This window comes from Perlucidibaca piscinae DSM 21586 (assembly GCF_000420045.1).
Classification (GTDB): domain Bacteria; phylum Pseudomonadota; class Gammaproteobacteria; order Pseudomonadales; family Moraxellaceae; genus Perlucidibaca; species Perlucidibaca piscinae.
This window is the reverse complement of sequence record NZ_ATUE01000012.1, coordinates 1-15,919: the sequence shown is the minus strand read 5'-3', so window position 1 is coordinate 15,919 and position 15,919 is coordinate 1. Positions and strand designations below refer to the sequence as shown.

13 protein-coding genes and 1 tRNA gene are annotated in these 15,919 nt (G+C 62.0%); all 14 read right to left on the bottom strand.

Going from position 1 to position 15,919, the window contains the following annotated elements; all coding sequences use genetic code 11:
- On the bottom strand, positions 1-330 hold a 330-nt coding region (locus F595_RS14020; protein ID WP_022957099.1), incomplete at its 3' end, for a GTP-binding protein.
- 55 nt (positions 331-385) lie between these two features.
- Positions 386-2,518 carry an elongation factor G gene (fusA, locus tag F595_RS0111890; RefSeq protein WP_022957098.1) on the bottom strand — a complete coding sequence of 711 codons (2,133 nt, stop codon included), beginning with the start codon at positions 2,516-2,518 and terminating at the stop codon, positions 386-388.
- 21 nt (positions 2,519-2,539) lie between these two features.
- A complete protein-coding gene (gene rpsG / locus F595_RS0111885; protein ID WP_026913564.1) occupies positions 2,540-3,013 on the bottom strand; it encodes a 30S ribosomal protein S7 in 474 nt (157 codons plus the stop codon).
- Positions 3,014-3,085: 72 nt separating this feature from the next.
- Positions 3,086-3,460, bottom strand: a complete 375-nt coding sequence (gene rpsL, locus F595_RS0111880) for a 30S ribosomal protein S12 (protein WP_022957096.1) — start codon at positions 3,458-3,460, stop codon at positions 3,086-3,088.
- Between the two features lie 128 nt (positions 3,461-3,588).
- A complete protein-coding gene (rpoC, locus tag F595_RS0111875) occupies positions 3,589-7,794 on the bottom strand; it encodes a DNA-directed RNA polymerase subunit beta' (RefSeq protein WP_022957095.1) in 4,206 nt (1,401 codons plus the stop codon).
- A 72-nt stretch (positions 7,795-7,866) separates the two neighbouring features.
- The gene (gene rpoB, locus F595_RS0111870) at positions 7,867-11,937 is read right to left on the bottom strand and encodes a DNA-directed RNA polymerase subunit beta (protein ID WP_022957094.1); all 4,071 of its coding nucleotides are present in this window, start codon (positions 11,935-11,937) and stop codon (positions 7,867-7,869) included.
- A 212-nt stretch (positions 11,938-12,149) separates the two neighbouring features.
- Positions 12,150-12,521: a 50S ribosomal protein L7/L12 gene (gene rplL / locus F595_RS0111865; protein ID WP_022957093.1), complete on the bottom strand. Its 372-nt coding sequence runs from the start codon at positions 12,519-12,521 to the stop codon at positions 12,150-12,152.
- Between the two features lie 47 nt (positions 12,522-12,568).
- Positions 12,569-13,075 carry a 50S ribosomal protein L10 gene (rplJ, locus tag F595_RS0111860; protein ID WP_022957092.1) on the bottom strand — a complete coding sequence of 169 codons (507 nt, stop codon included), beginning with the start codon at positions 13,073-13,075 and terminating at the stop codon, positions 12,569-12,571.
- Between the two features lie 234 nt (positions 13,076-13,309).
- Positions 13,310-14,008, bottom strand: a complete 699-nt coding sequence (gene rplA / locus F595_RS0111855; protein WP_022957091.1) for a 50S ribosomal protein L1 — start codon at positions 14,006-14,008, stop codon at positions 13,310-13,312.
- 2 nt (positions 14,009-14,010) lie between these two features.
- Positions 14,011-14,442, bottom strand: coding sequence for a 50S ribosomal protein L11 (rplK, locus tag F595_RS0111850; RefSeq protein WP_022957090.1), 432 nt, complete (start codon positions 14,440-14,442; stop codon positions 14,011-14,013).
- 89 nt (positions 14,443-14,531) lie between these two features.
- Positions 14,532-15,065 (bottom strand): transcription termination/antitermination protein NusG, encoded by a 534-nt coding sequence (nusG, locus tag F595_RS0111845; RefSeq protein WP_022957089.1) that lies wholly within the window; start codon positions 15,063-15,065, stop codon positions 14,532-14,534.
- Between the two features lie 11 nt (positions 15,066-15,076).
- Complete coding sequence (gene secE / locus F595_RS0111840; protein WP_022957088.1) at positions 15,077-15,445, bottom strand: preprotein translocase subunit SecE; 369 nt, start codon at positions 15,443-15,445, stop codon at positions 15,077-15,079.
- A 47-nt stretch (positions 15,446-15,492) separates the two neighbouring features.
- A tRNA-Trp gene (locus tag F595_RS0111835) sits at positions 15,493-15,568 on the bottom strand.
- 51 nt (positions 15,569-15,619) lie between these two features.
- Positions 15,620-15,919, bottom strand: a 300-nt coding sequence (locus F595_RS14015; protein ID WP_022957087.1) for an EF-Tu C-terminal domain-related protein, incomplete at its 5' end; no start/stop codon positions are given.

Here is a 15,919-nt window from a genome sequence, read left to right as displayed (position 1 = left end):
GTCGGTGGCGGCGATCACGAGGATGGCGCCGTCCATCTGGGCCGCACCGGTGATCATGTTCTTGACGTAGTCAGCGTGACCCGGGCAGTCGACGTGGGCGTAGTGACGGATCGGGCTGTCGTATTCGACGTGCGCGGTGTTGATGGTGATGCCGCGGGCCTTTTCTTCCGGGGCCGAGTCGATCTGGTCGTAGCCCTTGGCTTCGCCACCGTACAGCTTGGCGCAGTTGGTGGCGATTGCTGCGGTCAGGGTGGTCTTGCCGTGGTCAACGTGACCGATGGTGCCGACGTTCACGTGCGGCTTGTTGCGTTCAAACTTTGCCTTTGCCATGTTCTGGCTCCTTCAATGATGACGGCGGGCCGGCACATGCCGACCCGCCTGACAGTTATTCGCCAGCGCTGCGCTTGGCGGTGTACTTGGTGATGATGGCGTCAGCGACGTTCTTCGGCGTTTCCGCGTACTTGGCGAACTCCATCGTGTACGTGGCACGGCCTTGCGACATGGAGCGCATGTCGGTGGCGTAGCCGAACATTTCCGACAGCGGGACTTCGGCGCGAATGGCCTTGGTGCCACCCGGCAGATCGTCCATGCCCTGCAGCGCGCCACGACGACGGCTGAGGTCACCCATGATGTCGCCCATGTAATCTTCCGGCGTTTCCACCTCGACCTTCATGATCGGCTCGAGCAGGACCGGACTGGCGTCCATGAAGCCCTTCTTGAAGCCCATGCTGGCTGCGACCTTGAACGCCATTTCGTTGGAGTCGACGTCGTGGTAGGAGCCGTCATACAGGGTGGCGCGGATGCCGACCACCGGATAGCCGGCGAGCACACCATTGGCCATCTGTTCCTGGATGCCCTTGTCGACAGCGCCGAAGTATTCCTTCGGAACGGTGCCGCCAACGACTTCTTCGACGAACTCGTAGTCCTTGCCTTCCTCGTTGCCGTAGATCGGCGTGAGGCGAAGCAGCACGTGGCCGTACTGGCCGCGACCACCGGACTGACGCACGAACTTGCCTTCGGTCTCCACCGCCTTGCGGATGGTTTCACGGTAGGCAACCTGCGGCTTGCCGATGTTGGCTTCGACGCCAAACTCGCGACGCATGCGGTCGACGATGATGTCGAGGTGAAGCTCGCCCATGCCGGAGATGATGGTCTGGCCGGACTCTTCGTCGGTGCGCACGCGGAAGGACGGGTCTTCCTTGGCGAGACGGCCGAGTGCGGTCGACATCTTTTCCTGGTCGGCCTTGGTCTTCGGTTCGACGGCGACCGAGATGACCGGCTCCGGGAACTCCATGCGCTCGAGGGTGATCACGTGATCTTCGTCACACAGGGTGTCACCGGTGGTGACGTCCTTGAGACCGACGAAGGCGGCGATGTCACCGGCACGGATTTCCGAGATTTCCTCACGCTGGTTGGCGTGCATCTGCAGGATTCGACCAATACGTTCCTTCTTGCCCTTGACCGGGTTCCAGACCGCGTCACCCGACTTCAGCACGCCCGAGTAGCAGCGCACGAAGGTCAGGTTGCCGACGAACTTGTCGTTCATGATCTTGAACGCGAGCGCCGAGAACTTCTCTTCGTCCGACGAGACGCGCTCGCCTTCCGATTCGGCCTTGTCATCCAGGATGCCCTTGACCGGCGGCAGGTCGTTCGGCGCCGGCAGGTACTGGATGACGGCGTCGAGCATGCGCTGCACGCCCTTGTTCTTGAACGCGGTGCCGCAGAGCATCGGGTGGATCTCGCCGGCGAGGGTACGCTGACGGATGGCCTGGTGAATCTGCTCTTCGCTCAGGTCGCCGTTCTCGAGGTACTCGTTCATGAGTTCCTCGGAGGCTTCGGCGGCGGTTTCAACCAGGTTCGAACGCCACTTGTTGCAGACGTCAACCAGGTTGGCCGGAATGTCGCGGTACTCGAACTTCATGCCCTGGGAAGCTTCATCCCAGTAGATGGCCTTCATGACGATGAGGTCGACGACGCCTTCGAAGTTCTCTTCGGCACCGATCGGTACCACCAGCGGCACCGGGTTGCCGCCGAGGCGGACCTTCATCTGCTCGACGACGCGGAAGAAGTTGGCACCGGTACGGTCCATCTTGTTCACGAAGGCGAGACGCGGCACCTTGTACTTGTTGGCCTGACGCCACACGGTTTCCGACTGCGGCTGCACGCCACCGACGGCACAGTAGACCATGCAGGCACCGTCGAGGACACGCATCGAGCGCTCCACTTCGATGGTGAAGTCGACGTGGCCCGGGGTGTCGATGATGTTGATCTGGTGCTTGTCGAACTGGTTCGCCATGCCCGACCAGAAGCAGGTGGTCGCTGCGGAGGTGATGGTGATGCCACGCTCCTGCTCCTGCTCCATCCAGTCCATGGTGGCGGCGCCGTCGTGCACTTCACCGATCTTGTGGTTGACACCCGTGTAGTACAGGATGCGCTCGGTGGTCGTGGTCTTGCCGGCGTCGATGTGCGCCGAGATACCGATGTTGCGGTATCTGTTAAGCGGGGTAGTTCTTGCCACTGGGATATCCTCAGGCCGGACTTAGAAACGGTAGTGGGCAAAAGCCTTGTTGGCTTCGGCCATGCGATGCACGTCTTCGCGCTTCTTGATCGCAGCACCCTTGCCTTCAGCAGCATCCATCAGCTCGCCAGCGAGGCGCAGCGCCATGGTCTTTTCCGAACGCTTGCGTGCGGAGTCCACCAGCCAGCGCATGGCCAGGGCAGTACGACGGGAGGGGCGTACTTCCATGGGCACCTGGTAGGTGGCACCGCCGACACGGCGAGCTTTGACTTCAACCATCGGGCGCAGCTTGTCCAGCACCGTCTCGAAGAACTCGACCGGGTTGACGCCCTGCTTCTTCTCGACGATGCGATCCAGCGCACCGTAGACAATGGCTTCAGCGGTCGACTTCTTGCCCGATTCCATGACCTGGTTCATGAACTTGGCGAGGGTGGTGCTACCGAACTTGGGATCCGGCAGGATTTCGCGTGCTGCGACTACTCTTCTTCTTGGCATGACACTGTTAACCTTTCATTAAAACTTCAGGGTGATCCGGGACGGAATGCCCGGCCTTACTGCGCCCGCGAATTACTTCTTGGGACGCTTGGCACCGTACTTGGAACGCGACTGCATGCGGCCCTTGACGCCGGCACAGTCCAGCGAACCACGAACGGTGTGGTAACGCACACCCGGGAGGTCCTTGACACGACCGCCGCGGATCAGAACAACGCTGTGTTCCTGCAGGTTGTGGCCTTCACCGCCGATGTAGGAGCTGACTTCGAAACCCGAGGTCAGACGCACACGGCACACCTTGCGCAGAGCCGAGTTCGGCTTCTTCGGGGTGGTGGTGTAGACGCGGGTGCAGACGCCGCGACGTTGCGGGCTGCCGTTCAGTGCCGGCACGCCCGATTTCTCGACCAGTGCCTGGCGACCCTTGCGGATCAGTTGGTTGGTGGTTGCCATAGCGGCTCTTTCTCTCCCGTTGAAAAAACGCACCGCAAAAAGGAGCCAGCGTGGCTCCTTTTTCGGGGTTGCGCATTCTATGAGCAGTCCGGCCACCCGTCAAGGAAGCCGGACCGCCCGCTTCTGTCTCAACCCTCGAAGTTGAGGGCGTCAGACAATGCCTGCTCGACGTCGGCGGCGCTCGGTCCCTTGGCCTGGGCCAGGGCATCGAGGCGCTGCTGACGACGCTGGGCGTGGTAGGCGAAACCGGTACCGGCCGGAATCAGACGACCCACCACGACGTTTTCCTTGAGACCGCGCAGGTCGTCTTCCTTGCCGGTCACGGCAGCTTCGGTCAGGACACGCGTGGTCTCCTGGAAGGAAGCCGCCGAGATGAACGACTCGGTCGACAGCGAGGCCTTGGTGATACCCATGAGCACGCGCTCATAGTGAGCCGGGAACTTCTCCGACTGGTTGAGCACTTCGTTCTCGTCGAGCAGACGAGCCAGCTCGACCTGCTCGCCCTTGATGAAGGAGCTGTCGCCGTTCTCGGTGATCTCGACCTTACGCAGCATCTGGCGAATGATCACCTCGATGTGCTTGTCGTTGATCTTCACGCCCTGCAGACGGTAGACGTCCTGGACTTCGTTGACGATGTAGGTCGCCAGCGCGGTCTCGCCCTTGAGGCGCAGGATGTCATGCGGGTTCTGCGGGCCATCGGAGATGACTTCACCGCGCGACACGCGCTCGCCTTCGAAGACGTTGATCTGACGCCACTTCGGAATCAGTTCTTCGTAGACATCGCTGCCGTCATCCGGCGTGATGATCAGACGGTGCTTACCCTTGGTTTCCTTGCCGAAGCTGACCAGGCCGCTCTTCTCGGCGAGGATGGCCGGCTCCTTCGGCTTGCGGGCTTCGAACAGGTCGGCCACGCGCGGCAGACCACCGGTGATGTCACGGGTCTTGGACGATTCCTGCGGAATACGGCCAACCACTTCACCGATGCCGACGGTGGTGCCGTCCTGCAGGGCGGTGATGGAGCCCGGCGGCAGGAAGTACTGCACCGGCTGATCCGTGCCTTCGATGTTGATGGCATTGCCCTTGGCGTCGACCAGACGCACGGCCGGACGCAGGTCCTTGCCAGCCGCCGGACGATCCTTGGGATCCATGATCTCGATGTTGGTGAGACCGGTGAGCTCGTCGGTCTGGTGACGCACGGTGATGCCGTCTTCCATGTCCGCGAACTTCACGCGGCCCGCCTGCTCGGTGATGATCGGGTGGGTGTGCGGGTCCCAGGTGGCAACGATCTGGCCACCCTTCACTTCCTGGCCGTCGGCCACGGAAATCACCGCGCCGTAGGGCAGCTTGTAGCGCTCGCGCTCGCGACCGCGGGCATCGGCAATGCCGATCTCGCCGGAGCGGGAAACCGCCACCAGGTTGCCGCCAGCCTGCTGCACGGTCTTGATGTTGTGGAAGCGGACCTTGCCGTCGTTGCGGATCTGCACGCTGGAGACGGCCGAGGCACGGCTCGCGGCACCACCGATGTGGAAGGTACGCATGGTGAGCTGGGTACCCGGTTCACCGATCGACTGCGCCGCCATGACGCCGATGGCCTCGCCGATGTTGACGCGATGACCACGGGCCAGGTCGCGGCCGTAGCACATCGAGCAGACACCGAAGCGGGTGTTGCAGGTAATCACTGAACGCGCGTAGACCTCGTCGACGCCAGCCAGTTCCAGGCGATCAACCCACTTCTCGTCGAGCAGGGTACCGGCCGGAGCCAGCACTTCCTCGGTGCCCGGCTTGACCACGTCCTTGGCCACGACGCGACCGAGCACGCGCTCGCGCAGCGGCTCGACGATGTCGCCACCTTCGATGAGCGGCGTCATCAGCACGCCGTTGTCGGTGCCGCAGTCGTTTTCGGTGACCACCAGATCCTGGGCAACGTCAACCAGACGACGCGTCAGGTAACCGGAGTTCGCGGTCTTCAGCGCGGTGTCGGCGAGACCCTTGCGGGCGCCGTGGGTCGAGATGAAGTACTGGAGAACGGTCAGACCTTCACGGAAGTTCGCCTTGATGGGCGTTTCGATGATGGAGCCGTCCGGCTTGGCCATGAGGCCGCGCATGCCGGCGAGCTGACGGATCTGGGCGGCGGAACCACGCGCACCGGAGTCGGCCATGATGTAGATCGAGTTGAACGACTTCTGATCCTGGATCGAGCCGTCCTTCGCCGTCACCTTCTCGGTCGACAGGTTGTCCATCATCGCCTTGGCGACGAGTTCGTTGGTACGCGACCAGATGTCGACGACCTTGTTGTAACGCTCGCCCTTGGTGACCAGACCGGAGCCGAACTGGGCTTCGATCTCGCGCACTTCCTCTTCGGCTGCATTGATGATCTTTTCCTTCTCGGCCGGAATGACCATGTCTTCCATGCCGACCGACACGCCCGAGTACGTGGCTTGCGCGAAGCCGAGGTACATCAGCTGGTCAGCGAAGATGACCGAGTCCTTGAGACCGAGCACGCGGTAGCAGCTGTTGAGCAGACGCGAGATGTTCTTCTTGGTCATGGCCTGGTTGATCAGGTCGAAGGGCAGACCCTCCGGCACGATGTTCCAGAGCAGGCAGCGGCCCGGCGTGGTGTCGGCCAGGAACTTGCGCTCGACCTTCTCGCCATCGTCATTGATGGTGACTTCGCGCACGCGTACCTTGATCTTGGCGTGGATTTCCACGGCCTTGTTGCCGAGCGCGCGGGTCACTTCGGCGAAGTCGGCGAAGATCATGCCCTCGCCCTTGGCGTTCACCTTGTCACGGGTGATGTAGTACAGGCCGAGCACCACGTCCTGCGACGGCACGATGATCGGCTCGCCGTTGGCGGGCGACAGGATGTTGTTGGTCGACATCATCAGCGCGCGCGCTTCGAGCTGGGCTTCCAGCGTCAGCGGCACGTGAACGGCCATCTGGTCACCGTCGAAGTCGGCGTTGAAGGCGGTACACACCAGCGGGTGCAGCTGGATGGCCTTGCCTTCGATCAGCACCGGCTCGAACGCCTGCAGACCGAGACGGTGCAGGGTCGGGGCGCGGTTCAGCATGACCGGATGTTCGCGGATCACGTCGGCGAGAATGTCCCAGACCTCCGGGGTCTCGCGCTCGACCATCTTCTTGGCGGCCTTGATGGTGGTCGCCAGGCCCTGGGCCTGCAGCTTGCCGAAGATGAAGGGCTTGAACAGTTCCAGCGCCATCTTCTTGGGCAGACCGCACTGGTGCAGACGCAGCGTCGGGCCCACGGTGATGACGGAACGGCCGGAGTAGTCGACGCGCTTGCCGAGCAGGTTCTGACGGAAGCGACCCTGCTTGCCCTTGATCATGTCGGCCAGCGACTTCAGCGGGCGCTTGTTGGTGCCGGTGATGGCACGACCGCGACGACCGTTGTCGAGCAGCGCATCGACGGCTTCCTGCAGCATGCGCTTTTCGTTGCGCACGATGATGTCAGGAGCGCTCAGGTCGAGCAGACGCTTGAGACGGTTGTTGCGGTTGATGACGCGACGATAGAGATCGTTCAGGTCGGAGGTCGCGAAGCGGCCGCCATCGAGCGGCACCAGCGGACGCAGGTCCGGCGGCAGCACCGGCAGCACGGTCATGACCATCCACTCCGGCTTGTTGCCCGAGTTCAGGAACGATTCGACCAGCTTGAGGCGCTTGGACAGCTTCTTGAGCTTGGTTTCCGACGAGGTGGCCGGAATTTCCTCGCGCAGACGCACGACTTCGCCGTCGAGGTCGATGTCGGCGAGCAGGGCCTGGATGGCCTCGGCACCCATGCGGGCGTCGAACTCGTCACCATGCTCCTCGAGCGCGGTGTAGTACTCCTCGTCGTTGAGCAGCTGGCCCTTCTCGAGGGTGGTCATGCCCGGATCGATGACGACGAAGCTCTCGAAGTAGAGCACGCGCTCGATGTCACGCAGCGTCATGTCCAGCAGCAGGCCGATGCGCGACGGCAGCGACTTCAGGAACCAGATGTGTGCGGTAGGCGAGGCCAGCTCGATGTGGCCCATGCGCTCGCGACGCACCTTGGCCATGGTGACTTCGACACCGCACTTCTCGCAGATGACGCCGCGGAACTTCATGCGCTTGTACTTGCCGCACAGGCACTCGTAGTCCTTGATCGGGCCAAAGATCTTGGCGCAGAACAGGCCGTCACGCTCGGGCTTGAACGTGCGGTAGTTGATGGTCTCCGGCTTTTTCACTTCGCCGAAGGACCAGGAACGAATCATGTCCGGCGAGGCCAGACCGATGCGGATGCGGTCGAACTCTTCGACCACCTGACCCTGGTTGCGCAGCTGGCTGAGCAGATCTTTCAAGGCAATTCTCCCAAAGCAACTTGTGGGGGCGGCGTCCCGGACCGGGTCCGGCGACGCCGCCACGCGTCAGGCTTACTCGTTGTCCAGTTCCATGTTGATGCCGAGCGAACGGATTTCCTTCACCAGCACGTTGAAGGACTCCGGCATGCCCGGATCCATGCGGTGATCGCCGTCGACAATGTTCTTGTAGACGCGGGTACGGCCGTTCACGTCGTCCGACTTCACCGTCAGCATTTCCTGCAGGGTGTAGGCAGCGCCGTAGGCCTGGAGTGCCCAGCACTCCATTTCCCCGAAGCGCTGACCGCCGAACTGCGCCTTGCCGCCCAGCGGCTGCTGGGTGACGAGCGAGTAGGAACCGGTCGAACGTGCGTGCATCTTGTCGTCAACGAGGTGGTTCAGCTTCAGCATGTACATGTAGCCGACTGTGACCTGGCGATCGAAACGCTCGCCGGTACGGCCGTCGTACAGCCACTGCTGGCCGTTGGCATTGAGATTGGCGAGCTTGAGCAGCGCCTTGATCTCGGACTCGTGGGCACCGTCGAACACCGGCGTGGCGATGGGCACGCCGGCACGCAGGTTCTGCGCCAGCGCGGTGATCTCGTCATCGCTCAGGGAGCCGATCTGCTCCTGCTGACCACCCACGCTGTTGTAGATCTGGTCGAGGTACTTGCGCACCTCGGCGACCTTGCGCTGCTCGTCGAGCATTTCGCCGATGCGCTGGCCCAGGCCCTTGGCGGCCCAGCCCAGGTGGGTCTCGAGAATCTGGCCCACGTTCATGCGCGACGGAACGCCGAGCGGGTTGAGCACGATGTCGACCGGCTCGCCATGTTCGTCATGCGGCATGTCTTCCACCGGCATGATGATCGAGACGACACCCTTGTTGCCGTGACGGCCGGCCATCTTGTCACCCGGCTGGATGCGACGCTTCACGGCCAGATAGACCTTGACGACCTTGAGCACGCCATGGGCGAGGTCATCGCCCGTCATGATCTTGCGCTTCTTGTCCTCGAACTTGGCCTCGATGTCGGCCTGACGCTCGGACAGGAAGGCCTGGGCCTTCTCCAGCTGCTCGGCAACGCCCTCGTCAACCGGACGCAGCTCGAACCACTTGGCCAGGTCCAGACCGTCGAGATCGGCTTCGCTGACCTCGGCGCCCTTCTTGAGACCGGCACCACCGTTGACCTTCTGGCCGATCAGCGCCGAGCGCAGACGCGCGGACGTGGCCTCTTCGAAGATGCGGTACTCTTCCTTGAGGTCCTTGCGATAGGCGTCGAGCTGTTCCTTCTCGATGGCCTTGGCGCGGGCATCCTTCTCGATGCCGTCACGGGTGAAGACCTGCACGTCGATGACCGTGCCCTTGGTGCCGGACGGCACGCGCAGGGACGAATCCTTCACGTCAGAGGCCTTCTCGCCGAAGATCGCGCGCAGCAGCTTCTCTTCCGGCGACAGCTGGGTCTCGCCCTTCGGCGTGACCTTGCCGACCAGGATGTCACCGGCATTCACTTCAGCACCGATGTAGACGATGCCGGACTCGTCCAGCTTGGACAGCGCGGCCTCACCCACGTTCGGGATGTCAGCGGTGATTTCCTCGGCACCCAGCTTGGTGTCACGCGCGATGCACGACAGTTCCTGGATGTGGATCGAGGTGAAACGGTCTTCCTGCACCACGCGCTCGGAGAGCAGGATGGAGTCTTCGAAGTTGTAGCCGTTCCAGGGCATGAAGGCGACGCGCATGTTCTGGCCCAGCGCCAGTTCGCCCATGTCGACGGAAGGACCGTCGGCGAGGATGTCGCCACGCTCGACCACGTCACCGACCTTCACCAGCGCGCGCTGGTTGATGCAGGTGTTCTGGTTGGAACGGGTGTACTTGGTCAGGTTGTAGATGTCAGCACCGGCTTCGCCGATCACCACTTCCTCGTCCTTGACACGCACCACGATGCGGGCGGCATCGACGTAGTCGATGACACCACCGCGACGGGCGACGACGCAGACACCGGAGTCACGGGCGACATAGCGCTCCATGCCGGTACCCACCAGCGGCTTTTCCGAACGCAGGGTCGGCACGGCCTGGCGCTGCATGTTCGAACCCATGAGGGCGCGGTTGGCGTCGTCGTGCTCGAGGAACGGAATCAGCGATGCGGCGACAGAGACCACCTGACGCGGCGACACGTCCATGTAGGTGACCTTTTCCGGCGCCATCACGGTGAATTCGTTCTTGTGGCGCACGGCCACCAGATCGCCGGCCAGCATGCCGTTGCCATCCACCTGCGAATCGGCCTGGGCGATGACCTGCTCGGCTTCCTCGATGGCGGACAGGTAGACGTAGTCGTCGGTGACCTTGCCGTCGATGACCTTGCGGTACGGCGACTCCAGGAAACCGTATTCGTTGGTGCGGGCAAAGCTGGACAGCGAGTTGATCAGACCGATGTTCGGACCTTCCGGGGTCTCGATCGGGCAGACACGACCATAGTGGGTCGGGTGCACGTCACGGACTTCGAAGCCGGCACGCTCACGGGTCAGACCGCCCGGGCCGAGCGCCGAGACACGGCGCTTGTGGGTGATTTCCGAGAGCGGGTTGTTCTGGTCCATGAACTGCGACAGCTGCGAGGAACCGAAGAATTCCTTGATCGCAGCCGACACCGGCTTGGCGTTGATCAGATCCTGAGGCATCAGGTTGTCCGATTCGGCCATCGACAGGCGTTCCTTGACGGCACGCTCGACACGCACCAGACCGACACGGAACTGGTTCTCGGTCATTTCACCGACCGAGCGGATGCGACGGTTGCCGAGGTGGTCGATGTCATCGACCTCGCCCTTGCCGTTGCGAATGTCGATCATGCCCTTGAGCACGTCGACGATGTCTTCGCGCGACAGCACGCCGTCGCCGGTGTCGCTGTTGCGACCCAGACGGCGGTTGAACTTCATGCGGCCGACGGCCGACAGGTCATAGCGCTCGGACGAGAAGAACAGGTTCTTGAACAGGTTCTCGGCGGCATCCTTGGTGGGCGGCTCGCCCGGACGCATCATGCGATAGATCTCGACCAGCGCCTCGAGCTCGGTGCGCGCCGGGTCGGAGCGCAGCGTGTCGGAGATGAACGGACCACGGTCAAGGTCGTTGGTGTACAGCACCTCGAAGGCCTTGATGCCGGCCTGGACGATCTTCTTGAGCAGGTCATCGCTGACGATGGTGTTGCACTCGGCAATGATCTCGCCGGTGGACTCATTGACCAGGGTCTTGCTGGTGACCTTGCCGAACAGGTACTCGGCCGGGATGTCCAGCTGGGTGAGGCCGGCCTTCTCGATCTCGCGAATATGGCGTGCGGTGATGCGGCGGCCGGTCTCGACGATGACCTTGCCCTTGGCAGTGATGTCGAACAGCGCGGTTTCACCGCGCAGACGCTCGGCCACCAGATCCAGCTTGAAGCCGTCGGCATCGATGTGGATGGTGCTGGACTCGAAGAACATCTCGAGCATCTCTTCCGAGCTGTAGCCCAGCGCACGCAGCAGAATGGTGGCCGGCAGCTTGCGGCGACGGTCAATACGGGCGAACACCAGATCCTTGGGGTCGAACTCGAAGTCCAGCCAAGAACCGCGGTAGGGAATGATGCGCGCGTTGTAGAGCAGCTTGCCGGACGAGTGCGTCTTGCCCTTGTCGTGATCGAAGAACACGCCCGGGGAACGATGCAGCTGGGACACGATGACACGCTCGGTGCCATTGATGATGAAGGTGCCGTTCTCGGTCATGAGCGGGATTTCGCCCATGTAGACTTCCTGTTCGCGGATGTCCTTGATGGTCTTCACCGAGGCTTCCCGATCATAGATGATCAGACGGATCTTGACCCGCAGCGGCGCGGCATAGGTGACGCCACGCAGAACGCACTCGCGGACATCGAACATCGGCGTGCCGAGGGTGTACTCGACGAACTCGAGAGCGGCATTGCCCGAGTAGCTGACGATGGGGAACACGGAGCGGAAAGCGGCCTGCAGACCCACGTCCTCGCGGCCCTTGGGGGTCTTGCCGTCCTGCAGGAACGACCGGTAGGAATCGACCTGGATAGCCAGCAGATAAGGCACGTCCATCAGCGCCGGGAGCTTGCCGAAGTTCTTTCGGATGCGTTTCTTCTCGGTATATGAGTATGCCATCTGGGTCCTCAAACTGTGCTCGAGCCTTGTGAAAGGGCGTCACTTCATGTTCAGCAAAGTGACGGCCTCAGGAATCCGCGTCATCCCTGAGGCCGGCACTCTGGCCGGTTTTCAACAACAGTCCGTATTAACGGAAAAAGGCCGGAGGCTCCATGAGCCTCCAGCCATGCTGCACACTGGCATCAGCCAGCGTCGCACCATAGAGCCAAGACTTACTTGACTTCGACGGTTGCGCCAGCTTCTTCCAGCTTCTTCTTGATGTCAGCAGCTTCGTCCTTCGACACAGCTTCCTTGACAGCCTTCGGAGCAGCTTCAACGAGGTCCTTGGCTTCCTTCAGGCCGAGGCCTGTCAGTTCGCGCACAACCTTGATGACGGCAACCTTGTTGCCACCGAAGCTGGTCATCACGACGTTGAATTCGGTCTGTTCTTCAGCAGCGGCAGCAGCGGCGCCCGGAGCAGCGGCAACAGCCACGGCAGCGGCGGACACGCCGAACTTCTCTTCAACAGCCGAAATCAGGTCGACCAGTTCCATCACGGTCATTTCGGCAACAGCATTCAGAATATCGTCTTTGGACAGAGCCATTTTCAATCTCCCAGAGGGTTTAAATTGGTGTGGTGATCAGGCAGTGATCAGGCAGCTTCTTTCTGTTCTTTCACCGACGTCATCAGTCGGGCGAACTTCGAGATCGGAGCCTGCAGCACGGATGCGAACATGGTCAGAGCCTGTTCACGGTTCGGCAGCTTGGCGACAACGTCGATTTCCTTGGCGCCATAGAGCTTGCCGTCGATGGACAGCGCCTTGACGGCCAGGGGGGCCTTCGGATTGTCTTTCTGGAAATCCTGGAAGATACGGGCAGCAGCGCCCATGTCGTTCTCGGACAGCGAAAGCGCAATGATGGTCGGACCAACCAGCGAGTCATCCAAGACGTTGAACGGCGTACCGGCGAGCGCACGGCGCAGCAGCGTGTTGCGAACAACGCGCAGATACACTTGCTTCTCGCGAGCCTGGCTGCGCAGCTGAGTCAGCTGACCAACAGTCAGGCCACGGTAGTCGGCAACGACAGCAGCGAAAGCGGTCGAAGCGGCTTGATTTACCGCTTCAACGATCTCTTTCTTACCTTCGAGTCGCAGAGTCATTGTAACCTCCTAAACTATGTTTCATCGGCGGGCGAACCCGCCGACCCCATTTGCAGCGCTAGCTGCGCGCGGGGGTTACAAAGCGACTGCCTCGAAACCACACCGCGTCTGCCCAGGCTGATGGTTTAAGCCGACTGACCGAAGCCGTCGGCGCCTGTGGTCTTTGACGCCCGCCCCCGAAGAGGCGAATTCAAAGTCCGAACGTGGCCCGCCGAAGCCGGCCACGAATGTTTCTTACTGAGCTGCCAGCGTCGACAGATCGATGGCCAGACCCGGGCCCATCGTGGTCGACAGGGTGACCTTCTGCAGGTACACGCCCTTGCTGGTAGCCGGCTTGGCCTTCTTCAGGTCGGAGACCAGGGCTTCGACGTTCTGGCGGATGGCATCGGCTGCGAAGCCGAGCTGGCCCACCGGAGCGTGGATGATGCCGCCCTTGTCGACGCGGTAGCGAACCTGACCAGCCTTGGCGTTCTTGACGGCAGTGGCCACATCCGGCGTCACGGTGCCGACCTTGGGGTTCGGCATGAGACCGCGCGGACCGAGCACGGTACCGAGCTTGCCGACCACGCGCATGGCGTCCGGCGAAGCGATGACGACGTCGAAGTCGAGGTTGCCGGCGAGGATGGACTCGGCCAGGTCGTCGAAACCGACGATGTCAGCACCCGCAGCCTTGGCGGCTTCGGCGTTGGCACCCTGGGCGAACACGGCAACGCGCACGGTCTTGCCGGTACCGGCCGGGAGCACGGTGGCGCCACGAACGACCTGGTCAGACTTGCGCGGATCGATGCCGAGGTTGACGGCGACATCGATGGATTCCTTGAACTTCGCCGGCGGCAGCGAACCCAGCAGGGCCACGGCCTCTTCGATGCTGTAGAACTTGCCCGGAACCAGTTGCGCCTTGATGGCGGCTTGACGCTTGCTCAGCTTGGCCATGATCAGACTCCTTCGACATCGAGGCCCATGGAACGGGCGGAACCGGCGATGGTACGCACGGCGGCGTCCATGTCAGCGGCCGTCAGGTCGGCCTTCTTGATGGTGGCGATTTCTTCCAGCTGGGCGCGAGTGACCTTGCCGACCTTCTGGCTGTTCGGACGCGGCGAACCGCTCTTCAGGCCAGCGGCCTTCTTGAGCAGGTAGGTTGCCGGCGGGGTCTTCATGACGAAGGTGAAGGAACGGTCGGAATAGACCGTGATCACGACGGGAATCGGCTGACCGACTTCCATCTTCTGCGTGGCGGCGTTGAAGGCCTTGCAGAATTCCATGATGTTGACGCCCTTCTGACCGAGAGCCGGACCGATGGGTGGCGACGGGTTTGCCTTGCCTGCAGCAACCTGCAGCTTGATGTAGGCTTCGATTTTCTTGGCCATGACATGCTCCGTGGGTACAAGCGCCTTGCGGCTCCCCGTTGTGATACCGACGGCCTATCCGTCGGTGGTGGCAGCTGACGCTGCCTGACTCAGGCCTTTTCGACCTGAGTGAATTCCAGCTCGACCGGGGTCGAGCGACCGAAAATCATCACCGCCACGCGGAGACGATTCTTCTCGTAATTGACTTCCTCGACCGTGCCGTTGAAGTCCGCGAACGGACCGTCATTGACACGCACCACTTCACCCGGCTCGAACAGGGTCTTGGGACGCGGCGCATCCGTGGTGGTACGCATGCGGTTGAGAATGATGTCCGCTTCGCGATCAGTGATCGGAGCCGGCTTGTCCGCCTTGCCGCCGATGAAGCCGAGCACCTTGGGGCACTCCTTCACCAGGTGCCAGGTGGCATCGTTCATTTCCATCTGCACCAGCACGTAACCCGGGAAGAACTTGCGTTCGGTCTTGCGCTTGACGCCGTTCTTCATTTCCACGACGTCTTCGGTCGGCACCAGGATCTCGCCAAACTGATCTTCCATCTCGGCGAGACGGACACGTTCCTGCAGCGAGCGCATGACCTGCTTCTCGAAACCGGAGTAGGCGTGCACCACAAACCAACGCATGCTCATGTTTCCTCCGATCAACCAATCACGGCCGAAATGGCCAGACCAAACAACGAGTCCATGCCCCAGAGCAGGAGCGACATGACCAGCACGACGACGAGCACGATCAGGGTGGTTTGCCAGGTTTCAGGCTTTGTCGGCCAGACAACCTTGCGCAATTCGACCTGCGCCTGACGCAGCAGATCGACAAAGGCTTTGCCCTGCTGGGTCAGCAAGGCCAGCACCAGCGCGACCAGACCCAGCGAGACCATAGCCAGCGCACGCCAGACCACTGACAGCTCAGGCAGGAAACGATTCACCAGCGTGGCGGCTATCAGCAGCGCCACCACCGCAATCCACTTGATCACATTCGCCGGATCACGAACTGTCTCGACCGGTGCCGACATAAATCAGACTCTCAGACACGACAAAAACGCGTTACCGCGCTTGAAAATGGCAGGCCAGGAGGGACTCGAACCCCCAACACCCGGTTTTGGAGACCGGTGCTCTACCAATTGAACTACTGGCCTGTGATGTAGCGGCCCGGATCACGCGATCCGGGCCGGTGCTGCAGTTTCGCCTCAGGCGTGGATCTTGGCGACGACGCCGGCACCGACGGTGCGGCCGCCTTCACGGATGGCGAAGCGCAGACCTTCTTCCATCGCGATCGGGGCGATCAGGGTGACGTCCATCTTGATGTTGTCACCCGGCATCACCATCTCGACGCCTTCCGGCAGCTCGATGGCACCGGTCACGTCGGTGGTACGGAAGTAGAACTGCGGACGGTAGCCCTTGAAGAACGGGGTGTGACGGCCGCCCTCTTCCTTCGACAGCACGTACACTTCCGATTCGAAACGGGTGTGCGGCTTGATGGTGCCCGG